The 25,115-nt window shown below is 37.9% G+C and carries 21 protein-coding genes; all 21 read right to left on the bottom strand.

Annotation, left to right across the window (positions count from 1 at the left end; genetic code table 11):
* Positions 1-56: 56 nt before the first annotated feature.
* The 21 genes from yfmH to AC4G3N_RS07505 all read right to left on the bottom strand — a co-directional run bounded on the left by yfmH (position 57) and on the right by AC4G3N_RS07505 (position 25,105).
* Positions 57-1,343: an EF-P 5-aminopentanol modification-associated protein YfmH gene (gene yfmH, locus AC4G3N_RS07405; RefSeq protein ID WP_066100283.1), complete on the bottom strand. Its 1,287-nt coding sequence runs from the start codon at positions 1,341-1,343 to the stop codon at positions 57-59.
* Positions 1,343-2,620: an EF-P 5-aminopentanol modification-associated protein YfmF gene (gene yfmF, locus AC4G3N_RS07410; RefSeq protein WP_066100285.1), complete on the bottom strand. Its 1,278-nt coding sequence runs from the start codon at positions 2,618-2,620 to the stop codon at positions 1,343-1,345. Before yfmF ends, yfmH begins: the two co-directional genes overlap by 1 nt.
* Before the next feature lie 262 nt (positions 2,621-2,882).
* Positions 2,883-3,842 (bottom strand): ABC transporter permease, encoded by a 960-nt coding sequence (locus AC4G3N_RS07415; protein WP_066100288.1) that lies wholly within the window; start codon positions 3,840-3,842, stop codon positions 2,883-2,885.
* Positions 3,843-4,895 (bottom strand): ABC transporter permease, encoded by a 1,053-nt coding sequence (locus tag AC4G3N_RS07420; protein WP_066100291.1) that lies wholly within the window; start codon positions 4,893-4,895, stop codon positions 3,843-3,845.
* Positions 4,895-6,421: an ABC transporter ATP-binding protein gene (locus AC4G3N_RS07425; protein WP_066100293.1), complete on the bottom strand. Its 1,527-nt coding sequence runs from the start codon at positions 6,419-6,421 to the stop codon at positions 4,895-4,897. Before AC4G3N_RS07425 ends, AC4G3N_RS07420 begins: the two co-directional genes overlap by 1 nt.
* A 180-nt stretch (positions 6,422-6,601) precedes the next feature.
* On the bottom strand, positions 6,602-7,687 hold the full coding sequence (locus tag AC4G3N_RS07430) for a BMP family lipoprotein (protein WP_066100296.1): 1,086 nt from the start codon (positions 7,685-7,687) through the stop codon (positions 6,602-6,604).
* 53 nt (positions 7,688-7,740) lie between these two features.
* Entirely contained in the window at positions 7,741-8,466 is a 726-nt protein-coding gene (locus AC4G3N_RS07435) for a GntR family transcriptional regulator (RefSeq protein ID WP_066100299.1), read from the bottom strand.
* A 478-nt stretch (positions 8,467-8,944) separates the two neighbouring features.
* Positions 8,945-10,030: a BMP family lipoprotein gene (locus AC4G3N_RS07440; RefSeq protein WP_066102259.1), complete on the bottom strand. Its 1,086-nt coding sequence runs from the start codon at positions 10,028-10,030 to the stop codon at positions 8,945-8,947.
* Positions 10,031-10,473: 443 nt separating this feature from the next.
* Positions 10,474-12,807, bottom strand: a complete 2,334-nt coding sequence (locus tag AC4G3N_RS07445) for a DNA translocase FtsK (protein WP_139891215.1) — start codon at positions 12,805-12,807, stop codon at positions 10,474-10,476.
* Positions 12,808-12,917: 110 nt separating this feature from the next.
* The gene (locus AC4G3N_RS07450; RefSeq protein ID WP_139891216.1) at positions 12,918-13,127 is read right to left on the bottom strand and encodes a YlzJ-like family protein; all 210 of its coding nucleotides are present in this window, start codon (positions 13,125-13,127) and stop codon (positions 12,918-12,920) included.
* Positions 13,128-13,129: 2 nt separating this feature from the next.
* The gene (locus AC4G3N_RS07455) at positions 13,130-13,828 is read right to left on the bottom strand and encodes a ClpP family protease (protein ID WP_373925464.1); all 699 of its coding nucleotides are present in this window, start codon (positions 13,826-13,828) and stop codon (positions 13,130-13,132) included.
* 936 nt (positions 13,829-14,764) lie between these two features.
* Positions 14,765-15,217: a GNAT family N-acetyltransferase gene (locus AC4G3N_RS07460; protein WP_066100312.1), complete on the bottom strand. Its 453-nt coding sequence runs from the start codon at positions 15,215-15,217 to the stop codon at positions 14,765-14,767.
* Between the two features lie 113 nt (positions 15,218-15,330).
* Positions 15,331-16,998: a ribonuclease J gene (locus tag AC4G3N_RS07465; RefSeq protein ID WP_139891219.1), complete on the bottom strand. Its 1,668-nt coding sequence runs from the start codon at positions 16,996-16,998 to the stop codon at positions 15,331-15,333.
* A gap of 335 nt (positions 16,999-17,333) precedes the next feature.
* A complete protein-coding gene (gene dapA / locus AC4G3N_RS07470) occupies positions 17,334-18,209 on the bottom strand; it encodes a 4-hydroxy-tetrahydrodipicolinate synthase (protein ID WP_066100317.1) in 876 nt (291 codons plus the stop codon).
* Between the two features lie 26 nt (positions 18,210-18,235).
* On the bottom strand, positions 18,236-19,489 hold the full coding sequence (gene dapG / locus AC4G3N_RS07475; protein WP_139891220.1) for an aspartate kinase: 1,254 nt from the start codon (positions 19,487-19,489) through the stop codon (positions 18,236-18,238).
* A gap of 73 nt (positions 19,490-19,562) precedes the next feature.
* Positions 19,563-20,606, bottom strand: a complete 1,044-nt coding sequence (gene asd / locus AC4G3N_RS07480; protein ID WP_491089974.1) for an aspartate-semialdehyde dehydrogenase — start codon at positions 20,604-20,606, stop codon at positions 19,563-19,565.
* Positions 20,607-20,787: 181 nt separating this feature from the next.
* Positions 20,788-21,381, bottom strand: coding sequence for a dipicolinate synthase subunit B (locus tag AC4G3N_RS07485; RefSeq protein WP_139891556.1), 594 nt, complete (start codon positions 21,379-21,381; stop codon positions 20,788-20,790).
* Positions 21,381-22,280, bottom strand: coding sequence for a dipicolinic acid synthetase subunit A (dpaA, locus tag AC4G3N_RS07490; protein ID WP_066100326.1), 900 nt, complete (start codon positions 22,278-22,280; stop codon positions 21,381-21,383). Before dpaA ends, AC4G3N_RS07485 begins: the two co-directional genes overlap by 1 nt.
* Positions 22,281-22,399: 119 nt before the next feature.
* A complete protein-coding gene (locus AC4G3N_RS07495) occupies positions 22,400-22,657 on the bottom strand; it encodes a YlmC/YmxH family sporulation protein (RefSeq protein WP_139891221.1) in 258 nt (85 codons plus the stop codon).
* A 148-nt stretch (positions 22,658-22,805) separates the two neighbouring features.
* A complete protein-coding gene (locus tag AC4G3N_RS07500) occupies positions 22,806-24,038 on the bottom strand; it encodes a M16 family metallopeptidase (RefSeq protein WP_066100332.1) in 1,233 nt (410 codons plus the stop codon).
* A gap of 107 nt (positions 24,039-24,145) precedes the next feature.
* A complete protein-coding gene (locus AC4G3N_RS07505; RefSeq protein WP_139891223.1) occupies positions 24,146-25,105 on the bottom strand; it encodes a polysaccharide deacetylase family protein in 960 nt (319 codons plus the stop codon).
* Between the last annotated feature and the right edge of the window lie 10 nt (positions 25,106-25,115).

Raw genomic sequence — 25,115 nt, forward strand, 5'->3', positions numbered from 1 at the left:
TAAACAAATTTAAATACAAAAAGAGCCAAAACCATTACGGCTTGGCTCTTACCCATTCAGGATGGAAGTATTTGAAATACTGACATTCTATCCTCATCTATAAATTCCTGTACTGCTTTATTCACTTCATCATAGGTCAAAGCTTCCAAAACAGTCACAACATCAAATAGCTTCATGTCATTAAAAGCATATCGTGTAAATTGATTGGCTATCGATTCAGGTGAATTCAATGACCTGAGGAAGGCACCAATTTTCTTCTTACGAATTGAATTTAATTTTTCCTCTGTTACAATTTTTCCTTCGCGGGCCGCAAAAAGAATATTTTTCAATTCTTCCTCTAAATGATCCGGCTTATCTGTATCACTGCCGACCATTCCAAATCCAAATCCATATTCCTGTGTATAATCATAAAAGAATGAATGGTCAATTAACCCTTCAGAATATAGTTTTTCATAATACTCGGAGCTTTTTCCAAAAGTCATATCCAGAAAGAGGTTGATAGATAGCTCTTGTTTTAATAAATCAATCCCCTGGAGAGTTGGATTATTTGCCTTCAATCCAACCACACACTTAGGCGTCTGGACATGCATATTGGTTGAGCGTTTTTTAGTAGCGACATTAGCCGGCTCTGCATCAAATTTCCGTTCGATTTCCCCACGTTTATCGAAGTTTTTCTTAGCCTGGTTGTCACGAACTTGCTGCATGATTGTTTCCGGATCCAATGGCCCTGTAATAAACAGAAGCATGTTGCTTGGATGATAAAATGCATTGTAGCACTTATAGAGCAGTTCTTTTGTTATTCCTGAAATCGACTCAATGGTACCAGCTATATCAATTTTCACAGGATGATTATGATATAGATTTTCAATAATACCGAAATATAATCTCCAATCTGCATTATCATCATACATGGTAATTTCCTGGCCAATAATCCCTTTTTCTTTTTCCACACTCTTATCCGAGAAATATGGTTCCTGGACAAAATCAACTAATGTTTCTAAATTTTTCTCTACATCCGTTGTACTGGAAAAAAGGTACGCTGTTCGAGTAAAGGATGTAAAAGCATTGGCCGCTGCACCTTGTTTACTGAACTGCTGGAATACATCACCATCTTCTTTTTCGAACAATTTATGCTCTAGGAAGTGCGCAATTCCATCCGGGACCCTGGAATATTCATCTGCACCGGGCTCTTTAAAATGATTATCGATTGATCCATATTTAGTTGTAAAAGTGGCATAGGTCTTATTAAATCCTTTTTTCGGAAGGATGTACACAGACAAACCATTATCCATTTTTTCGAAATATAATTCTTCCTGAAGCTGGTCAAATAGTATTTTCTCCATTACTCAGTCACCTCATCTCCACTTAAAAAATAGATCGTATCCATTTGAATTTTTTCTCCACAAGCCACAATTTCATCCTTTGTTACTCTATCAATCGAAGACAACCAATCATCCAATGGTTTATCAACAGCGGCAACCACATTATGATATAGAACTTCTGTTAGACCACGGGAGGTGTCGATCGTTTCGAGCAATTGATTTTTAATGATTGCTTTTGTTTGTTCCATTTCTTGATCCGAAAATTCGCCCTTTTTCATAGCTTCCATTTGTTCTTTTATGATCGTTACTGCCTGATTATAATTTTTATTATCAATGCCGGACATAACCATTAAAAGACCTTTATGACTTTCAAGTCGTGATGCGGCATAATACGCCAAACTTGCTTTTTCACGAACGTTTATGAAAAGTTTAGAGTGTGAAAACCCTCCAAATATCCCATTAAACATTTGCAAAGCAAAATAATCTCGATCGCCATAAGTGATATTTGTTCGGTAGCCAATATTCAGCTTACCCTGTTTGATATCCTGCGTTTCTTTCAGTTCTTTCACTTCAAGGATATCATGTTTATTATGCATAACCCGTTCAGGTTTTCTCTCCGCGAACTGAAAGTATTCACTAGACATTTGCGTTACCCTGGCTTCATCCAAATCCCCAATTACATAGAGGTCCAATTCATCTTCGGCAAACGCTTTTTTATAATAATTGTATAGGGATTCAGGAGTGATTTCATCGACTTCGCTTATAATCCCGTTTGCTTCCAGCCGATAATTTTCTTCCATACACATTTCCTGAGTTAAGCGTAATGAAGAATAACGCATTTTATCATCATATACAGCCTGCAGCCTTTGTTTCAGAGCACGCTTTTCCTTTGCAACTGTATCCGCATCAAAAGCATCTCCCTTTACATTAGGATTAATCAAAACATCATGTAAAAGCTTAAACGCTTGTTCCAACAGCGGTTCAGGCTTGGATAAAAATCGTTCATTTACCATTTCCATTTGAAAACTCATAATATGATATTCGCCTTTTTTACTGACATCTGTAAAAAGACTGGCTCCATATAATTGATCTAGATGGGAGCGGAAAGCTGTAGATGTTGGATATGCAGCTGTATTACTTTGCAGGACATTTGGCAACAAAGCTCTATATGTAACGGTTTCTTCCTTTAAAGGTGCTTTCATCTTCCAAACAAGCGTCGTTGTTTTAAATTTCTTAGTTGGTACAAAATGAATCGTAATGCCAGCTTGTTTTAGTTTAATCTCATCAATAACTGCCATATTTTTGACCTCCCTTTACTCAATGTTATGCAGGTTCTTAACCATATTGTTCGTCTCAAGGATTTTTTTTAAACCTTTAGTTTGAATATACAGGTTAAATGGAATGTAAATCAAGGAACTGACCCTGACCTTCTTTCATTCTTTCTTCTAAATTCGATCTAATTAAAATCGACACGCTTTAGGTTAGAAAAAAAAAGACAAGGACTGCTCTTGCAATAAGAACAGCACTTGTCTTTGATTAAATCATGAATGAGTTTACCTTTTAACGTTTTCCTTTGATATATGGCGTACCGGATGCTTTTGGAGCATCTGCACGTCCAATAAATCCTGTTAAAGCCAGAATCGTTAATACATATGGCAAAATTAACATATATACATTCGGAATGTCACTAAAGAATGGCAGCATTGAGCTTACAATACTTAAACATTGCGCAAATCCAAAGAATAACGCTGCGCCCATTGCACCAATTGGATGCCATTTACCGAATATCATAGCTGCAAGCGCCATAAAACCTTGTCCGGATATTGTCGCATGAGTAAAGTCTAAAGCAATAGTCGAAGCATAAATAGCTCCACCCAACGCTCCCAGAATTCCACTTAAAATAACACCAATATAACGCATTTTATTAACGTTTATCCCCATTGTGTCAGCGGCCATTGGATGTTCACCAACTGAACGAAGGCGTAAACCAAACGGTGTTTTATAAATGGCATACCAGCAAATCACAGCAATCACAATCGCCAGAATCGAGGTTAAATATACATCTGAGAATAAAATTTTACCCAATACAGGTATATCACTTAAACCAGGTATATCAAAACTGTAAAATGGTTCAGCAATTTTATCAGTTTGTCCTTTTCCGTAAACTAATTTCACAAGGAACATACAAGCTCCAAGCGCCAACATATTAATAGCTACCCCACTGACTGTTTGGTCAGCCCTGAATGTTATAGATGCAACTGCATGCAATAGGGAGAAAATCCCACCAACTACCATAGCTACAACTAATGAAATCCAAGGAGTCCATTCATGAAATGTATCTGCAAATGTCAAGTTGAATACAATGCTTGTAAAAGCACCAACTACCATTAAACCTTCTAATCCAATATTTACTACACCAGAACGCTCAGAAAATACACCACCGAGGGCTGTCAGAATAAGTGGAGAGGCGTAAACAAGTGTAGAAGGAACAAGTATCGCTAGTATCTCTAAAAAACTCACTTATTCCACCCCCTTTTTCTTGCTAAACTTTCTCAGCATGAGACGAATAACATAACTGGATGCAACAAAGAATATGATTAAAGCTATAACTACATCAATGATTTCAGTTGGTATTCCAGTTTCCATTGGCATATTTAATGAACCATATTTCAATCCACCGAATAATAAAGCTGCAAGCACAACTCCAATCGCTGTATTAGCACCTAGTAATGCAACTGCGATTCCGTCAAAACCTACTCCTGTATGCGCCCCTTTTACACCAATATACTCGAATGTTCCAAGTCCTTCCATAGCACCAGCAAGTCCTGCAAAAGCACCAGAGATTAGCATGGCATAAACTATATTGCGATCTACACTGATACCTGCATATTTAGATGCATGCTGGTTAAAACCGACAGCTTTTAATTCGTAGCCTCTTGTTGTTTTCTCTAATAAAAACCACATTATGATTGCTCCAAGAATAGCTATCGCAAATCCCCAGTGTAATCTAGAGTTAATCGTCATTTCAGCTAAAAAGTCAGAACGTAAAGATGCTGATGGAGCAATCTTTTCAGTTTTGTCCATGTTATCTGTTAAAACGTAAGTGATAATATAGTTAACTACATGAAGAGAAATGTAGTTCATCATAATGGTTGTTATAACTTCATGCACTCTAAATTTAGCTTTTAAGAGACCTGGAATGAATGCCCATAAAGCACCAGCTAAAGCAGCAACAATGACCGCAAGCGGCAAATGGATGATTTTAGGAAGGTCAGTAAATAACGTTCCAATCCAAACAGCACCTAACCATCCCATTAAAAACTGGCCCTCAACACCAATATTAAAAAGTCCAGTCCTAAATGCAAAGGCAACGGCTAAACCTGCAAGTATATAAGGGCTCACTTGACGGATTGTCTCACCTATTGCATAGGAATCATAGAATATACCATCCCATAAAGCTCCATAACCAGCTATCGGATCATAACCGCTGACCCACATTACGATAGCACCTGCGATTAAACCGAGCAAGACAGCTATAACAGGGATTAATAAGTTCGATAATCTTTTATACATTAGCTTTTCCCCGCTTCCTTAACCTTACTTCCTGCCATTAATAATCCGAGTTCCTGTTCAGTCGTTTTCTTAGGATCAACAATAGCCACAATGGAACCTTCATATATAACAGCAATACGGTCACTAACATTTAAAATTTCATCCAGCTCAAAGGAAACAAGCAATACTGCTTTCCCCTGATCTCGTTGCTCAATTAAACGTTTGTGAATGAACTCAATAGCTCCTACATCAAGGCCACGTGTTGGCTGAGCAGCAATTAACAAATCAGGATTTCGATCTATTTCACGAGCAATGATCGCCTTTTGCTGGTTTCCTCCAGACAAAGCTCTTGCCGGAGTATACTCACTTGGAGTACGAACATCAAACTCTTTAATTAAAGTACGAGCTTTATTAAAGATATTTTTATAATTTAAGATTCCCCATTTTGAAAGTGGTTTTTGATAATATGTTTGGAGAACCATATTCTCGCCAATTGAATAGTCTAGTACAAGACCATATTTATGTCGATCCTGAGGAATATGCCCAATTCCTGTTTCTGTAATTTTCCTTGGACTCTTCTTCTGGATTTCAGTCCCATTTATAGAAATGGTACCGGATTCTGGTTTTCTCAGGCCAGTGATTGCTTCAATCAGCTCAGATTGTCCATTTCCATCGACACCTGCAATCCCCACAATTTCTCCTGCACGAACGGATAGGTTAAGGCTTCGAATTGCTTCAACACCACGGGAGTCTTTAACTACAAGATCTTGTATATTCAATACCTCTCCACTTGGATTTGCATCCTGCTTCACAGTTGTAAAAACCACTTCTCGCCCTACCATCAGACTCGCTAATTCATTAGGATTCGTTTCACTGACATTTACAGTACCAATTCCTTTTCCTTTACGAATAACCGTACAACGGTCACAGACTTCCATAATCTCTTTAAGTTTGTGAGTAATCAGTATGATGGATTTACCTTCAGTGATCAAATTTTGCATGATCTGTATTAACTCTTTGATTTCCTGTGGTGTCAATACGGCTGTAGGTTCATCAAAAATAAGAATGTCAGCTCCACGATATAGAGTTTTAAGGATTTCAACCCTTTGCTGCATACCTACAGAGATATCAGAAATCTTGGCATCCGGATCAATTTTCAATCCATATCTTTCTGATAACTGCCTAACTTCCTGGGCAGCCTCTTTTAAATCAATTTTTCCACCTTTGGTGGGCTCCTTACCAAGAATAATGTTTTCTGTTACTGTGAACGTATCAACAAGCATGAAATGCTGATGCACCATTCCTATGCCCAAGTCATTTGCAATATTTGGGCTTGTAATTTTTACTTCCTTACCATTTACACGGATTTCCCCTTGTTCTGGCTGGTAAAGACCGAACAAGACATTCATTAACGTGGATTTTCCTGCACCATTTTCTCCCAACAACGCATGAATCTCACCTTTTTTTAATTGCAAGGTGATATCATCATTTGCGACGATGCCCGGGAACTCTTTACGGATGTGCAACATCTCAATAACATAGTCCACAGTTTTTTCACTCCTTTTTCCAGAGAAGATTCATAAGTAAGATGACAAAAGAAAAGTTGCCAATCTAGTTTTAGCAACCTTTCCTTTACCATATTGCTTAAAGGTCTGATGTCAGACTGACATCAGCCAAGGTAATCGCAAGGGATAAGGATCACATCCTCATCCCTTACTAGGAAGTGCTTATTTTAAGAATGTATCTAAATCTTCACGAGTAGATGGTACTTTAATTTCTCCACTCTTAATCTTTTCTTTATATTCTGCAACTTTAGTTTTAATTTCATCTGACAAGTTTTCTTGTGAAGGTGCGATATCAACTGCATCATTTTCTAAACCAAATTCAACATTTTCTCCGCCAGGGAATTTGCCTTCCTTAGCAAGATTGGATACTTCCACAACTGCCAAATCAACACGTTTAATCATAGATGTTAATGTGATATTTTTGTCTGTACCAGGTACATCACCTAATGCTGCTTGGTCAGAGTCAACCCCAATAACCCAGATTTCTTTGCTTGGATCATTTTTAGTGATGTTAACTGCTTCTGTAAATACGCCTTTACCTGTTCCGCCGGCTGCATGGTAGATAATATCAATACCGGATTTATACATTGCTTGTGCTGTAGCTTTACCAATATCAGCTTTATTAAAATCACCTGCATATTTTACCTGAACATCTGCCTCAGGTTTAACTGATTTAACACCTGCTATAAATCCGCTCTCAAATTTTTTAATAAGTTCACTTTCAACTCCACCAATAAATCCAATTTTATTGGATTTAGTTTGCATCGCGGCTACTACACCTACCAGGAAGGATCCTTCATGCTCTTTGAATGTGATACTTGCCACGTTATCAACATCTACAACAGAATCAATTAATGCGAATTGGCTCTTAGGATTTTGCTCGGCAACTTCTGTAATGGAGTCAGACAATAAGAAACCTACCCCATAAATAAGGTCAAATTTTTGTCGTACCAGCTGATTTAAGTTAGTAGTGTAATCAGCATCAGATTTGGACTGGAGGTAATCATAACCGTTTTTACCTTTTTCAAGATTGTTATCTTTACCAAACTGTTGTATACCTACCCAAGCGGATTGGTTAAAGGATTTGTCATCAACCCCGCCTGTATCTGTTACCATGGCAACTGTGAAATTGTCCTTACCTTCTGTTTCACTGCTGTTACCTTTCTCTTCTTTGTTTCCACAAGCACCTAAAATTGTGCCCGCAGCCAGAACTAGTGACAATGCCATTCCAAATTTGCGTTTTTTCAAGGTCTTAACCCCCTATATTTTTTTGGCAGTAGTTCTCTTATTTTGCGCATAAATTATGTTCTTTTACGCAAAATATGAAAGCGAAATGTATCCGCTTTAAAGAAGTTGGCCGAGTATAGATATGGTTTGTCCTTACTATCATAGTGAGTTTGTTTTAGTAAAAGCAGAGCAGTGTCCAATTTGCAATTTAAAATAGGTGAAATCTTTTCGTGATAGCCATGTGGTTCGATATCAGCCACAGCGTATGTAATTTGTATACCGGCAGTTCTTTCTAAGACATGAAGTAATGATTCCTCTTGATAAAGAGATGGTTCCGGTAACACACGAACAGGTATCTTGTCCAAGCAATAAACGACAGGTTCCCCATTAGCAGTTCTGACTCGCTCGATTACTAAAAACTGATCCTCAATTTGACAGTCGAACCTTCGCATATCTTCTTCTGTTGCACCCTCTATGAATGAGTTTAAAAAAATTGTTCCTGGTTTCATGTTCGCTTCGCAAATCATATCTGTCACACTCTTTAATTGTTCAATTCCCGAAGAGAATAAAGGAGTGGAATTCACAAAAGTACCTACCCCATGCCTGCGTATAATCACATTATCCTCTTCCAAAATTCTGAGTGCTTCTCTTAATGTCGCTCTACTCACACCGAGTATTTTGGCCCATTCAGACTCAGATGGCAATTTTTCATGCTCCTTATAGATACCGGTTCTTATGTCCTGTCTAATCTTGTCGATTACTTGCAGATATAATTGTCGGTTGTCGTGTCTGATAGACATACTCTTTTCCCCCAGGAAATTTCCCACTCTCATTCTATTGATGTTATCTACTAACCACTCATAATTTATCATGTATTTCCAAAGAAAGAAATAGCTATTCACAAAAATATCATATTTTGGAAGCGTTACCTTATCCGTTTTTTTCCACGGAAATGTCGAAAAAACCCTGGTATATCTGACTTTTTTTCACGTAAGTCTTTTTTCCTACAAAAAAAGTTTATATATTATAAATATTCTGTTAAAACATAAACTGAAAAAAAATTCAATAAATATCTATTTTCCATCTAATCGCTAGGCTACCCTTTTGTACCATGTGACTGACTTTTAATATTTTTCTAAAATACCTTTCATATTCTTCTAGCCTAATTACGAAAGACTGGCATCGTGGTCCATCCTCAAAACTATTTTCCCTTTGCTAAGTCCTAATAGGTCCTTTAGAGATTAAAGGGATAAGGACCGAGGCCCTTATCCCTTTATCTTATTTTAAAAATGCATCAAGTTCTTTTTGAGTAGATGGTACTTTTATATCACCATTCTTAATTTTACCTTTATATTCATCAACTTTTTTAAGTATATCGTCAGATAAGTTATCTTTAGTCGGTGCAATATCAACACCGTTATTTTCAAGACCAAACTCTACGTTCTTTCCTCCTGGGAAGGATCCTTCCATCGCTTGTTTTGAAACTTCTTGTACAGCTAAGTCAACACGCTTAACCATGGAGGTGAGCGTTACGTTCATGTCTGTACCGCTGATTTCACCTTCATCAGCTTGGTCTTTATCTACACCAATTACCCATATATCTTTTTCAGGATTGCTTTTCTTAATGTTTTTTGCCTCAGTGAAGACTCCTTTACCACCATTTCCTGCTGCGTGATAAATGACATCAATACCTGATTTATACATAGCTGATGCTGTTGCTTTACCAAGAGATGCATCACTGAAACTTCCTGTATATTTCACTTGTACTTCAGCATTAGGATTTACTGTTTTAACACCAGCAATAAAGCCCTTTTCAAATTTTTGAATTAGCGGGTTCTCTATTCCACCTACAAAGCCAACTTTATTGGATTTTGTTTGCATACCGGCAATAACACCTACAATAAATGAACCTTCATGCTCCTTGAATGTGATACTTGCAACGTTATCAGCTTCAACCACTGAGTCGATAATTGCAAATTTCCCATCCGGATTTTGATCAGCCGCTTCTTTAATTGCATCCTCCATTGTGAATCCGACACCATATATTAAATTATACTTTTGGCGTACAAGTTGGTTTAAGTTTGTGGTGTAATCAGCATCTGATTCAGATTGCAGGTAGGTATAGCCGTTTTTACCTTCTTTTAATCCATTCTCTTTACCAAAAGCTTGAATACCTTCCCATGCAGATTGATTGAAGGATTTGTCATCAATACCACCTGTGTCACTAACCATTGCGACAGTGAAATTATTTTTCTCATTGGCCGTGCCGCCTTCATTGCTCTCCTCTTTGCTTCCGCAAGCACCAAGAATGGTACTAGCAGCTAGCACAAGAGACAAAGCCAGTCCAAATTTACTCTTTTTCAACATAACAACCTCCAAAATAATTAGTCGGTGCTCCATATAGTATGAGCTTTTCCCTATCCTTTTACACATAACATCGTTTTAGATGAATCTGTTAAATGATTATAGAAAATCCATACTTAAATGGTGCATTGTGTACTTGGGTACAATTTTTCGCTTTTGTATTATACAAATATGTACAATAAATAAGTGCATGTACTTCTTATCCGGAAAAATTATTTCCTGATAATTATATATATATATGTTTGCTAATTCGATTTTAATTTAACATGAATTTAAGTAAAAATAAATAAATTATCCTAATATAAAATTATTGATAACTTTTTGAAAAAATACTCACTTATAAAATTTCTTTACAGTTCAAAATTCAGTTATTTAACATACTAAAAAACCCAAAAGTTAGTTTTTTAATCTAACTTTCGGGTTTGGTATCTATACTGCTCTTTTTATGAATTACTAGCTTGATCGAAGTCCTTGGGAACAAGTACAGTTCTTGGTTTGCTTCCTTCATACGGACCAACGACACCGCGAGCTTCCATCTCATCGATCAAACGTGCAGCCCTTGTATACCCAATCCTGAATCGTCTTTGGAGCATCGAAACAGAGGCGGTTTGCATATCAGCAATTAATTTGACGGCTTCATCATATAAGTCATCTGTTGATTCACTTACTGTTTCCTGAACTTCATCCGGAATCATATTCTCTTGATATTGGGCTCTTTGCTGAGAAATCACGAAGTCTACTACATCTTCCACTTCCTGATCTGATAAAAAGGCACCTTGTACCCGTACTGGCTTTGACGCACCTACAGGCAGGAATAACATATCCCCGCGACCGAGAAGTTTTTCTGCCCCTCCCATATCTAATATGGTTCTTGAATCAATTTGGGAGGAAACACTAAAGGCAATCCTTGATGGTATGTTAGCTTTTATAACTCCTGTTATAACATCTACAGATGGCCGCTGGGTTGCAATAATCAAATGTATGCCTGCAGCCCTTGCCATTTGTGCAAGCCTTGTTATCGCATCCTCCACCTCGCTGGACGCAACCATCATAAGGTCTGCCAACTCATCCACAATGACAATAATATATGGCAATAAAGGATTTTTTTCGCCTTCTTCTAAATTTTGTCTCGTCACTAAGTCATTGTACCCCTCAATATTTCGAGTTCCTGAGTGGGAAAACAGCTCATAACGTCTTTCCATTTCCATAACAACTTTCTTTAATGCCTGAGCTGCTTTTTTAGGATCCGTTACAACTGGAGCTAATAGATGAGGAATTCCATTATAAACATTTAACTCCACCATTTTTGGATCAATCATCATCATTTTAACTTCATGTGGTTTTGCTCTCATGAGTACACTAGTAATGATTCCGTTAATACAGACACTTTTCCCGCTTCCGGTTGCTCCGGCTACGAGTAAGTGAGGCATTTTATTCAGTTCAGCAGAAACTGCTTCACCTGATATGTCTCTACCCAAAGCAATTAATAGTTTAGAACCGCTTTTTTCAGAAGGCTGTACCTCGAGAACCTCTCTTAATGAAACGACTGCTACATCTGAATTAGGCACTTCTATCCCAATCGCTGATTTACCTGGGATTGGTGCTTCAATACGTATATCCTTAGCAGCGAGCGCTAATGCCAGATCGTCTGATAATGACACAATCTTACTAACCTTTACACCTACATCAGGATGTACTTCATATTTCGTAACTGCAGGTCCTAAGTGAACTTGAGTGACCCTAGCTTTCACTCCAAAGCTTTTAAAAGTACTCTCTAATTTCTCAGCATTTGTATGTATTAATTCATATTCTCCACTTTGATCTGCTTTTTTTGGTGACTTCAATAGCGATAATTTTGGAAGTTTATAGTCCACATTTTCAACTTCTGTAAAATTCATATGTGGCACAGGTTCAGCAGGAGCTTCTGTGCTATCATTTGGTTTACTTATCTGATCATCATTTTTCTTATCATCAATTTCCTCATCCAAATAGGCACGATCAGCAAAATTCGAAATAATTCTTTCTTCAAGTGTATCTTCTTTTTCTGGATTACTTCCCTCATCTTGTAGTACTGAGGAAGCTTGTACCGATTCACTTTTACTTTTAGCTTTCTGGTTTTTGTTTTTATTCTTTGAAGTCTTAGGCTCTCGCAGTTCAGCCATAAACGATTTCCACTGGCTGACGATAAATCTTCCAATCGCACCAAGTACTTTGCCAATTGAATCACTTAAGCCTTTACCGGTTATAAGAATTAAACCTGCAACAATCAATAAAAATGAAATAAATTTACTGCCGGCATCTGCAAATAAAAAATGGAAGACGGCATAAAGGATTGCACCTATCATCCCACCGCCAAGATCAATGGTACTTGCAGTTCCCTGTAATTCCATCCAAAAGATTTCCCAAGTATTTAAAATGACACTTGGCTGGGTAAATCCATTATTAGAGGACAAATTCTCAAATAAAATAATATGTGATGAGAGTAAGATTGCTAAAATAATGAAGTATATACCGACCAGCTGGCGTTTAAAAAAGAACGGAATCTCTCTTTTCCACATTAGGAACACACCAAAGACCATTAAGCCAAGCAGAAGTAAAATGTACCACTCACCCATAAAAAACCTAGAAAGAAACACGAATGAAGTACCTACTGCCCCAAGCTTTGCCATCGCAATCGCAGAAAACCCAAATATAGAAAGTCCCGATATTTCATATTTTAAAGTTGACTTTATTTGGTCACCTTTTTTGGAGCGAGATTTCTTTTTTTTCTTACTCATTCGACCACCCGTATTTCATATAGAATTAAAAACGAAAGAAAGCAGCCAACTTGGCTGCCTTTACCCCGTTCACCCTTTATTATAGCATAAATAATACACACTGACTGCTATTACAGGTTGTTAATTACCGCTCCTGGCGCAAGTGTCTCTGATAAGTAATCATTCGGATCTGTACTGATAATCCGGTTAACCTTTACTGCTCCATTAGGTAATCTTTCACCAATAAACGGAATACCATCCTTCTTAAACATTTCATGACTGGCTTGATATAATTCTTCATACATCAAAGTATCCAAAGGCATAATTGTATAAAAAGTCATATTTAATCTCCTTTCGAAGAGTCACTTTTTTCTCTTATCATCTCGTTAAGCTTTGAAATCGCTGCACCGATTCCGCCAACCTCATCAATTAAACCTGTTTTCACAGCATCTTCCCCCACTACATTTGTTCCAATATCTCTCGCAAGATTTCCTCTCGCAAACATCAAATCCTTAAATGTGTCTTCATTAATGTCTGAGTGCTTGACCACAAAATTCACAACCCGATCCTGCATTTTATCAAGATATTCAAATGATTGGGGTACTCCGATTACAAGTCCTGTAAGACGAATAGGGTGAATTGTCATAGTAGCTGTTTCTGCTATGAAAGAATAGTCACAGCTAGTTGCAATAGGGACGCCGATACTATGACCTCCCCCCAAAACGATAGATACAGTCGGCTTTGATAGAGAAGCAATCATTTCTGACATAGCAAGCCCTGCTTCCACATCACCCCCAACGGTATTTAAGATAACCAATAACCCTTTAATATCAGGATTTTGTTCTATTGCCACCAGCTGTGGAATAACATGTTCATATTTTGTTGTTTTATTCTGTGGAGGTAATTGTACATGACCCTCTATTTGCCCTATAATCGTTAAACAATGGATGGTTGAATCTTTTGGCAACTGCGGCACATTGGTTTGTCCCAAAGCTTGTATCTTATCTACAAGTGCACTGGGAGCTCCCTTATTATCATCCACTGGCTTTTCCTCATGAGGTACCTCTAACTTTTTATCCACTCTTAATCCCCCTCTACAAAAACGCTCTCCCCTTTAGTATGTACAGCGGAATCATTTCCATTCAATTTGAGGGGCACTTAGTACATACAAAAAAAAGAATCCTTATTTAGGATTCTTGAGGAGAAACAATCGTTTAACACCTTAGGAGACTCAACCATGCATCAGCTGATTATAACTTTTTACTGCCCGGTACTTCTGTACAAACTTTTCAGCTGAAGTGTGTTAGTTCCGCATTATAAAGGTTTCTTTACACCTTTTACGTTTACCTTGAAAACACACTGCATATTCAATTATTGGTTACTCATACCCGATTTTCCATTTCAATCAATCCTGATTATGTGGAACTAAACAACCATTCCACTCTTATCCAATTGTGACCATCACCTTGCCTTTTTTGGTTTTTCATTTGGTAAGAATCCTATTATTATTAACTCCACCCTTTTGAAAAATATCCGGTGAAAGGCTTTTGGTTAAACATATCTGGACTTTTTTATACTGAAACTTCTTACTATCCAGTATAAATCTGTCTTTCAATCCTTCCCCATTTGAGTTAATTTCCTAAGAATTCACCATTAGAATTAAACCACATTATCACATTTGTTTAAGATTCACATAATCCTTTTAGAAATAGTTTCGATCATATATCGTTCACTCTTATTACTTAAGCTTCCTTTTACGGAACGAACACTATATGATTGAGTCACCTGAAGTGTTAAACTTTATTGTTTCCTCCTTTCTTATTTATATAATACCCATTTCTAAGAGAATAAACCGTTTTCATTTAAATTTTTTTTATTTTTTTTGATTGGTGAAATTACTTCCATATCATCAGTCTTAAATGTGAGCAGAAACAAAACAGAGCGGCTTTTCTATAACAAGCCGCCTGTAACCTTAAAACTAAACTAGATGCTTTTCGTAATGAACCCTATCTTTCTCATTACTTGTATCTTGTTCACTAGCTGTATACCCATTTCTCTCCCAAAATAATTTGATTCTGTTGTTATCACTTCTCACATTCAGTGTAGTTTTTTTAAATCCACGCTTGATAAATAGATCCTCCAATTCATAGTAGGCTGTAGTACCATAACCAAATCCCTGGTAATCTGCATGAATGATCATCAGATTAATCGTAACGAGCTGCTCCTCTTTATGCTCCATAAAAGCAGTTAGTCCAATATACGTATCCTCGGCTTTAATCAAATAATCACCTTGGTTTGGAGTCAATAATTTTAACACTTCCTCCCTATTTTTCGATATACCGTACTCATTATCAAAATAGGAAGAATTAGAATCCATCATTTCTTTTGCTATATATAAATTCTCTTCTGTTACGCGTTCAAATGTAATCACTATGTATCACTCTCCCATTCTTCTTTAATTCATAAACTAGCCTATCTTTTTCACCAGGAACTTACCCGAATAAGAAAAATGGCTATCCGCTGGATAGCCATTTACGTCCTTTTTTACACTTCCATAATAATTGGTAAAATCATTGGGCGTCTTTTTGTTTTATCGAACAAATAATGATTTAGACTATCACGGACTTCCTGTTTCATTCCGGCCCAGTCAAAATGGTCTTTAGAAGTATTTTTGATTACAATCTCACGCACAATATTTGTTGATTGTTCCATTAATGATTCTGATTCTCGAACATACACAAATCCACGTGAAATGATTTCAGGACCTGCTACTATACTCTTATCCGCACGGCTTAAAGTCACAACTACAATTAGAATTCCGTCCTGAGATAGCAAACGGCGGTCACGCAAGACAATATTTCCTACATCACCAACGCCACTTCCATCAATCAAAACATTCCCAGCAGTCACTTTTCCAGCGCTTTCAATCGAGTCATTTGTTATTTCAATAACCTCACCATTTTCTGGTATATGGATTTGATTTTGGTTAAAGCCAATTGATTTTGCAATGCGCATATGAGCAATTAGCATTTTATAGTCACCTTGGATGGGAATAAAATACTTCGGTTTCATGAGGTTAAGCATCATTTTTAGCTCTTCCTGGCTGCCATGGCCCGATACATGGATTTGATTTTTACCAGCTACTACCTTTGCACCTGCTCTAAATAATAAATCGATAGTCCTGGACATAAGCAATTCTCCGCCATGGACAGCATTAGCCGCCAATAATACAGTATCACCTTGCTTAATATTAACTTGTTTATGACCATGCTTAGCCATTTTTTGCAGTGCTTCAAATGGCTCTCCCTGCAATCCAGTCGCAAGGATAATTATTTCACGATCTTCATATTGGTCGATCTCAGTTATCGGAATCAACACATCCTCATGGACATCCAAATAATTAAATTCCAAGGCAATTTCCAATACTTTTTCCATAGATTTACCGACAACCGCTACTTTTTTATGATTATCAAACGCAGCATTGAACACTTGCTGTAGACCGTTAAGATTAGATGCATAGCATGCTACAATAATTCTGCCTTTTGCATTGTAAAATTCATCAGACATATTTCTTGCAACAAGGGATTCAGAAGGTGTAAATCCAATCCGTTCTGCTCCTGAGCTATCTGATAATAGACAGAGAACTCCTGACTCACCGATTGCTGCCATTTTGCCAATTTCCGCTTTGTAAAGTCCCTGGGCAGCCTGATCAAATTTAAAATCACCCGTATAAACGATTGCACCATCTTTTGTTTCAATACAGATTCCAACAGAATCAGGAATGCTGTGATTTGTTTTGAAAAATGTGATTCTTGCAGAAGAAAAACGCAGGGATGTATTTGAATCTATTACTTCAAAGTCAACATTTAAATTTTCGTTAATTTCTGCGATTTTGGATTTTGTTAATTCTATGCTCAATCTTGTACCATAAACCGGTGCATCCAATTCCTCAATAATATAAGGGAGTGCACCAATATGATCCTCATGACCATGGGATAGAAAAATCCCCTGAATTCTTTCTTTATTTTCGATAAGGTAAGAGATATCTGGAATTACTACATCTATTCCAAGCATTTCGGTTTCCGGAAACATTAACCCGGCATCCAGCACAAATATATCTTCGTCTACTTCGACGAGATACATATTTTTTCCAATCTCTCCTGCTCCGCCTAATGCAATTACTTTGATCTTCTGTCTAATTTGTTTAACCAATTTATTGTTCCTCCTGTTATCAACTACTCGTCCATTTTCCAGTTGAATCCATTATAACCGATAGTGTATCGGCATGCCACTGACATCATCTTTTTAGATTTATCTATGAATTCCGACTATCGTTCTTTTTTTGAAAATATGCTTTTCTTTAGGTTCATAATATATATACACTGCTGTTTGTTTGCTATAGGCATAACAAAAAAAGCAGACATCTTCAATGCTAACTAAACATGTATAAAAAAGAATATGTATAAAATTGTACTAAATAGATAGATAAGCCAATCGCATTGGATTGGCTTATCCTCAACAGACTCTAAAAACAGACAAACTAAGCATTATTTTAATGTATTTAATAGATTTATCAATGTGTTCCGTTCAACTTCATTCATTGGTACAAGAGGCAAACGAACAGACCCAACGCTCATACCCTTGATTTGCAAGGCTGTCTTTAAAGGAGCTGGGCTTGGTGTCAAAAATAACCCCTCAATGACTGGCAGTAATTTCTGGTGCATTTGGGCTGCCTCAGCCATTTCACCAGCGTAGAAATGTTCAATCATTTTTTGGATGTCACGTCCAATTATATGGGAGGCCACCGAGACCACACCTGCTCCTCCAATTGAAAGTACAGGTAAAGTTAAACCATCATCTCCACTGTATAAATCGAAATCATCCGGTGTGTTGGCAATAATTTTTGTCATTGCATTTAAATTACCGCTGGCCTCTTTTACAGCAACAATATTCGGAATCTCTGACAGGCGAATAACGGTTTCCGGATGAATATTCGTCACCGTTCTGCCTGGCACATTATAAATCATGCACGGCAGAGTAGTAGCATCCGCCACAGATTTGAAATGTTGATATAGCCCCTCTTGGTTTGGTTTATTATAATAAGGCGCTACAAGCATAATCGCATCTACACCGGCCGCTTCCGCCTTCTTTGTTAAATGGATGGACGCATACGTATTATTTGAGCCAGTTCCTGCTATCACAGGGATGCGTTTGTTTACAATTTTCACGACATATTCAAATAATGCCACTTTTTCTTCTGTTGACAAGGTTGGGGATTCACCAGTAGTTCCTGAAACCACCAGTGAATCTGTGCCTGTTTCAATTAAGTAATCTATGAGTTTTGCAGTCTTACCAAAATCAATATTCCCTTTATTATCAAAAGGTGTAACCATCGCGGTGGACACGCGTCCAAAAAGACCCATATTTCCACTTCCAATCTTATATTTTATTATTCCGCAAGTTCTTCCCATTCAAACAGATCATCGTCCATTAAATGGAGATTAAAGGCATTATGAAGAGCATTTACAGCTTCTACTAAATCTTCTTCTTTAACTAATACCCATATCGTTGTGTGGCTATCTGCGGATTGCAGAATCTGTATGCCTCGTTCTGATAATGGAGTAACAATTTTCGCTGTTACTCCCGGCACTCCCGTTATCCCGGCTCCAACGACAGACACTTTGGCACAGTTTGATTGGATACCAGGCTCATATCCTAATTCACGTAATACCGAAATTGCCTTATTAGCATCGTTGTTGGAGACAGTATACACAGCACCATTTGGATAAATATTAATAAAATCAACGCTTATGCCTGAATTCGCCATCGCTGTAAAGACTTCCGCCTGCAGATCATACTGATCTTCCTTAGCCTTTACTTTTATCTGAGTGATATTGCTTACATGGGCAATACCAGTAACAAGACGTTCCTGTATATCACTGCCTCGACGGTGTTTCGGATGACCTGTAACCAGCGTACCCTCACCTTCAGCATAGGTTGAACGGATTCGCATCGGCACCTTTGCCTGCATCGCAATTTCAACAGCACGTGGATGAATGACCTTAGCCCCCTGGTAGGCCATGTTACATACCTCTGTATAGGTTACTACTGACAGCGGTCTGGCTTGTTCCGCAATACGGGGATCAGCTGTCATAATTCCCTCTACATCCGTAAAAATGTCAACATACTCTGCCTTCAGTGCAGCTCCAAGGGCTGCAGCAGATGTATCACTGCCGCCGCGCCCTATCGTTGTAATATCGCCATTTTCAGCAATACCCTGAAAACCAGTCACAACGATAACGTCTGATTTTCCTAGCTCATCAATCAGTCTATCTGTCTTCATTTCCATTATTTTTGCATTTGTATAGTCATTATTTGTTCTGAAACCGGCCTGTCCGCCAGTTAAGGCAGTCGCTCGAATTCCTTTTTCTAAGAGCATATTGGTAAATACAACCGCTGAGATTATCTCTCCGCAAGATAATAGCAAGTCCTGCTCACGTTCCCCCAAGTACATTCCTTTTTCATTAACAAGTGAAAGTAAGGAATCCGTTGCATATGGATCACCTTTTCTTCCCATTGCAGATACAACAACCACTATTTTGTACCCTTTGCCTATACCTCTTTTTATATGTTGAAACGCATACTCTCTGCTCTCTGCATCTTTTACAGAGGTACCGCCAAACTTTTGAATGATGATCTTCACTTTTTACACCCCAAAATGAGCCTTCCTACTTTAGAGAAAATAAGAAGGCCAAGATATCCTATCATTTCAATAATTACACTAGCCCTAATCGAATAAGGCTCTCTGCAATTTGAACAGAATTCCAGGCGGCCCCTTTTAATAGGTTATCGGAAACAACCCACATATGGAACCCGGCATCTTCGTCCAAATCTTTCCTTACTCTCCCAACAAAAACTTCATTCTTCCCAACACAATCTGCCGGCATTGGATAGACTTGATTGGCGGGATCATCCTGAAGGACAATTCCAGGAGCATTTAGTAATATTTCTTTTACTTGCTCAGCACTGACACCGTTATTTTCAATTTCTATATACACGGATTCTGAATGACCAACTGCGATTGGAAGGCGAACGCATGTTGCTGCTACCTGCAGTGACGGCAAATGCATAATTTTCTTCGTTTCATTTACCATTTTCATTTCTTCAAATGTATACCCATTCTCACCGAAAACATCAATCTGAGGAATAGCATTAAAAGCTATCTGATAATGTTTTTCCGCACCTTTAACAGGTAATATAGATGGATTAACAGTCTTACCGGCTAAAATATCGCTTGCTTGCGTATTTAATTCCTCAACAGCTGCTGCACCCGCTCCAGAAACAGCCTGATAAGTGGAAACAATAATTTTTTTAAGTCCATAGGCTTTCCTGATTGGTTCAAGTGCTGCTACCATTTGGATTGTCGAACAATTAGGGTTAGCTATGATTCCCTGATGCTTACGAAGATCATCCTCATTCACCTCAGGAACTACAAGCGGAACATTTTCGTCCATACGGAAGGCACTTGTATTATCCACAACGATAGCACCCCTTTTAACAGCCTCAGGAGCTAATGCTTTAGATATACTTCCGCCAGCACTAAACAGGGCAATGTCTACCCCTTCAAAGCTCTCTGGCTTTGCTTCCTGTACTGTTATGGTCTCTCCATTAAATTCGATTTGTTTACCTGATGAACGAGAAGAGGATAACAGACTTATCTTCCCAATAGGGAAATTCCTTTTTTGAAGAGTGTCAATCATTTGCTGTCCAACTGCACCAGTAGCCCCGACTACAGCTACGTGTAATTTTTTTTCATTCATGTTTGTTACCCCTTCCTATAAAATTAGGTATTTATTTTCATGTAAACTACTAGAAATAATAAGATATGCTGTCATAGCTATTTATATATTTTTTATAAAAGGAGCAACCTTCTTTTCAGAACAATGAATATATTCTTCTATAAAATATATCATAAGATATCTTTTTTTTAAATCATGCACTTTAATCTCTGTATTTTTCGATGATAATAGGCTGGATTTGTTTTGCCTCAAGAGCATATTCCACCGTTTCCACGAGACTTTCCATTCGGGCAACCATAGAATTTGGTTTTTTTTCAGGATCATCCTGGCCAAATGGAATGAAGTATATGTCCTTAGTGCTTAAGAGTCTCATTAAATTCACACCATTTAAACCTAGGGCATCATTTGTCGATATACCGAGAACAACTGGGCGATGATTCCGAAGTGTAGCTTTTGCAGCCATTAAAACGGGTGAATCATTTTGTGCATTTGCAAATTTACTCATCGAAACACCTGTCAGGGGTGCAATCACCATACAATCCAACGGATATTTGGGACCTAAAGGCTCCGCATCGACGATGGTATCAATCGCTTTTCTGTTTGTCAGTTTTTCTATTCTTGCTATCCAATCCTCTCCCTTGCCAAATCTTGTGTCGGTATTTTTAACAGTATAACTGACAACAGGGACAACCTCGGCTCCTGCATGTACCAGCTTTTCAATTTGTGGATATACTTCATCATACGTACAGTGCGATCCTGTCAATCCAAACCCTATTCTCATCCCCTTAACATCCATCATGGTGTCTCCCTTCCATTTCCTAAATCATCCAACAATAACTGTCCCAGCACATTTGCAATAATCTGACCGGCTGTCTTTGGGGCCACTATACCGGGTAACCCTGGTGCTAATATGGCTTTAACTCCACGTTTTTCTGCATATCTAAAATCTGTTCCGCCCGGTTTCGAAGCCAAATCAATAATCAACGTTCGGGACGGCATCCTTGAAATAATTCCTGCGGTAATGATTTTGTGAGGAATCGTATTAATACAAATATCCACATTTTCAACCACAGATTCCAACGCAGATAAATGGAAGGGAGTTAACCCCATTTCCTCTATTCTGGCTATATGTTCTGATTTACGGGCACCAACTTGAACTTTGGCCCCCAGTCCATGGAAAGCACGTGCCACACTCATTCCCACTCTTCCTAATCCAAGAACAATCACATTTGATCCGTGTATCGTAAAATCTGTATGCTGAATGGCCATCATAATGGTACCTTCTACTGTGGGAATAGAATTATAAATAGCTACATCATCTCGTTCAAATAATTGAACTAGTTTACGGTTTGCCTGTTTCGTTATATTTATTAAATAATCATTGCTTATACCGGAATAGATTGTACAATGTTCCGGTGTCTCCTTTAAAAAAGCTTCTGTCAGGATGACTTGCATATTTGAAAAAATGGTATCCAGCTTACCTTCCATATTTGTGCCAGCAACAGGCAAAATAATCGCATCCAGCTCTTTTACCGGCAAATCTTCCAGTTTTTCCTTTACTGCTCCCGTGTATGCATGTGCTAACTGTTCAAAACCTGTTAAATATACCTTTGCGTCCAACTCGGTTAATTTTCGAATCACTTCAAGCTGCCTGGCATCTCCACCAAGAACGGCAATATTCATTCCTGTGAGCATGGAAGATTTTCACCTTCTTTATTTTTTAAAGATCAATTCATACAACCCATAGTATGAAATACAGGAACCAGACGTGATAAAAACGAGGTAAACAAAAAAAAAACGCCCTTCGGCGTTTTTTAAGTTTCCTTTATTGAATTTCCATCAGGAATATCAATGATGACCATATCCGTACCAATCTTTTTTATTTGACTCCATGGCACACGGACCTCATCACCATTCTTTCTAAAACCAAACCATTTTCCAGATGGGATTAAAAGGGCGGTTATTTGTCCGGTTAACTCATCGATCTCAAGGTCAGTTTGACCAAGGACGCCCAATCGTTCTGCTTTTTTTACATCCACAATTTCTTTGCCACTTAATTCGCTCAGCTTCATTTTAGGACACTCCTATCACATTCTGCTTAATCTCACTATATGAATGAGTGACATCCTTTTAGAAGAAAAAGTTGTTCCAAACACGCAAAAAAACAAGCCGGCGCAAAATCCAATGGATGTTCACGCCAGCTTGCCAGAGATTTATTTTTTAATCTAAGTTCCACTCATCTTGCGGACCCAATAAAGCTGCTGCATAGGAGTCTGTAAAAATATCTTCTATACACTGATTTACGCTGTTAAGCGAAACAGCATCGATTAATTCAACTATGTCATCAAGAGTTCGATGTCTACCCAATAACAGCTCATTTTTACCGTTACGGCTCATTCGGCTGTTTGTGCTTTCTAAGCTTAGCATCAAACTTCCTTTCAGCTGCTCTTTACAGTTATCAAGCTCTTTGGCAGTAATGCCGTCATTACGCAATTCAGTAAGAGTTTCCTGTATTGTATCATAAAGCTGATGAACTTGATTTGCCCCTGTTCCACCATAAATAACCACCATACCATTATCCTGATAGGAGGTATGATAGGAATAGACACTGTAAGCAAGCCCTTTTTCTTCTCGCACATTTTGGAATAAACGGCTGCTCATAGATCCTCCAAGTACATTGTTCAGAGTGATTAAGCTATAAATATTTTCATTGCCTATATCATAACCGTTATACCCAAGACATAAATGGGCTTGTTCGGTATCTTTTTTTCTGACAATCTTATTGGTATGGAAAGTTGGTTTTTCCAATTCAGGACGTGCTGTACCGCCTTCATAGCTTCCAAATAAACCTTCAACCTGCTTGATAAAACTCTCATCCACATTTCCTGCAATCGAGATTACCACTTTATCAGGTGTATAGTGATTATAGACATATTGTTTCAATGTCTCTGAATTAATGGTATCAAGAATTTTATCTGTACCTAAAATAGGGTAACCAAGCGGGTGTTTTTCGTAAACAGCCTGGCTTAAAATATCATGAACAATATCATCAGGTGTGTCTTCATACATCTTAATCTCTTCGCAAACTACATTTTTTTCTTTTTTCAATTCCTCTTCAGCAAATGTAGAATTAAAGAACATATCACCAAGAACATCCAGCGCATAAGGTGCATGATCGTCCAATACTTTGGCATAGTAGCACGTATATTCTTTTGAGGTGAAAGCATTTACCTGACCGCCAATCCGATCAAATGATTCGGCTATTTCTTTGGCAGATCTTGTTGTTGTTCCTTTAAAAAACATATGCTCCAAGAAATGCGAAATTCCATTATTTAAGGAATCTTCATTTCGGGAACCGGTTTTAATCCAAATACCAATCGCCACTGAACGAACAGTAGGGATTGTTTCCAATACGATACGGACCCCATTTTGACAAGTATATTTTTTTATCAACAAATGTTCCTCCTATTCATGATGCCCCTCTTTATTACCATACCCAATATGTATACATTTTTATAGCATAGAGAAACTTTCCCGCCAAAATAAAGGCAGGAAAGTCTTCAGGGACTTATACGTTCTTCTTTGAATGCCTCACTGACAGGTACAATTTTATATTCCTTCTCAATGTTCTTGATTAATATATCCATTGATTTTGATGTTGATTCTGTTGGGTGCATAAGAATAAGCGCACCTTTATGTATGTGGTCAAGGACCCTTTTTGTTAAGACTTCCGGTGTGGGTTTTTTCCAATCTACTGTATCAACTGTCCATAATATGGTTTCCATTCCAAGACTTGCTGCAACCTTAACTGTACGATCATTAAAACTTCCGCTCGGAGGTCCAAATAGCTTAGGAGTATATCCTGTTACCTCCTGGATGACCCGATTTGTTTCGCTGATTTCTTTCTCAGCAGCCGCAGCTGATAATTGTTGCATATTTGGATGAGTATATGAATGATTCCCTAATTCATGACCGGCTGCTGCTATCCGCTTGGCTAGATCCGGATTATTCTTTACCCAGCGTCCTTCCAATACAAATGTAGCATGAATCTTATGTCTCTTTAAAGTGTCCAGCATTCCTTCAATATACTCATTACCCCAGGCTACATTAATAATAAAGGATACAACGGGTTTATTTGGATTCGCACGGTATATTGGCGATGGTGACAAGTCTTGTAAATGAACATTAGGGCTGTTTTCTTTGAAAATGAGTTGAGCTTCCTGAAATTTACCCTTAGTTTTCATCTTTTTATAAGATTTCTCAATGTTGACCTGAATGCCATTGTATCCGGGTGTTTTCTTCCACACCTTATCTATAACAGCGTCTACAGGCTCTTGATTATATGTTTTAGCTGCTTGTTCAATTTGTTGGTACAGTTCATCATTTGTATTTGTAACATAAGCGACAGTTCCATTTGGAATACCTTTTACATATTGGTCCATAAATGAGCTTTGCACCAACACCCATGATATAACGCAAATGGTACAAAATGCAAGAAATTGCAACAATTTTTTATCCATCTCTTCTCCT

This window comes from Bacillus sp. z50 (assembly GCF_058313585.1).

Excerpts from the sequence above, each read along its gene's own strand:
- yfmH (WP_066100283.1), bottom strand. The coding sequence starts at position 1,343 with ATGGAGAAAATACTATTTGACCAGCTTCAGGAAGAATTATATTTCGAA.
- yfmF (WP_066100285.1), bottom strand. The coding sequence starts at position 2,620 with ATGGCAGTTATTGATGAGATTAAACTAAAACAAGCTGGCATTACGATT.
- AC4G3N_RS07420 (WP_066100291.1), bottom strand. The coding sequence starts at position 4,895 with ATGTATAAAAGATTATCGAACTTATTAATCCCTGTTATAGCTGTCTTG.
- AC4G3N_RS07435 (WP_066100299.1), bottom strand. The coding sequence starts at position 8,466 with ATGTCTATCAGACACGACAACCGACAATTATATCTGCAAGTAATCGAC.
- AC4G3N_RS07445 (WP_139891215.1), bottom strand. The coding sequence starts at position 12,807 with ATGAGTAAGAAAAAAAAGAAATCTCGCTCCAAAAAAGGTGACCAAATA.
- AC4G3N_RS07450 (WP_139891216.1), bottom strand. The coding sequence starts at position 13,127 with ATGACTTTTTATACAATTATGCCTTTGGATACTTTGATGTATGAAGAA.
- dapA (WP_066100317.1), bottom strand. The coding sequence starts at position 18,209 with ATGGGTCTTTTTGGACGCGTGTCCACCGCGATGGTTACACCTTTTGAT.
- asd (WP_491089974.1), bottom strand. The coding sequence starts at position 20,606 with ATGAATGAAAAAAAATTACACGTAGCTGTAGTCGGGGCTACTGGTGCA.
- AC4G3N_RS07485 (WP_139891556.1), bottom strand. The coding sequence starts at position 21,381 with ATGGATGTTAAGGGGATGAGAATAGGGTTTGGATTGACAGGATCGCAC.
- dpaA (WP_066100326.1), bottom strand. The coding sequence starts at position 22,280 with ATGCTCACAGGAATGAATATTGCCGTTCTTGGTGGAGATGCCAGGCAG.
- AC4G3N_RS07495 (WP_139891221.1), bottom strand. The coding sequence starts at position 22,657 with ATGAAGCTGAGCGAATTAAGTGGCAAAGAAATTGTGGATGTAAAAAAA.
- AC4G3N_RS07505 (WP_139891223.1), bottom strand. The coding sequence starts at position 25,105 with ATGGATAAAAAATTGTTGCAATTTCTTGCATTTTGTACCATTTGCGTT.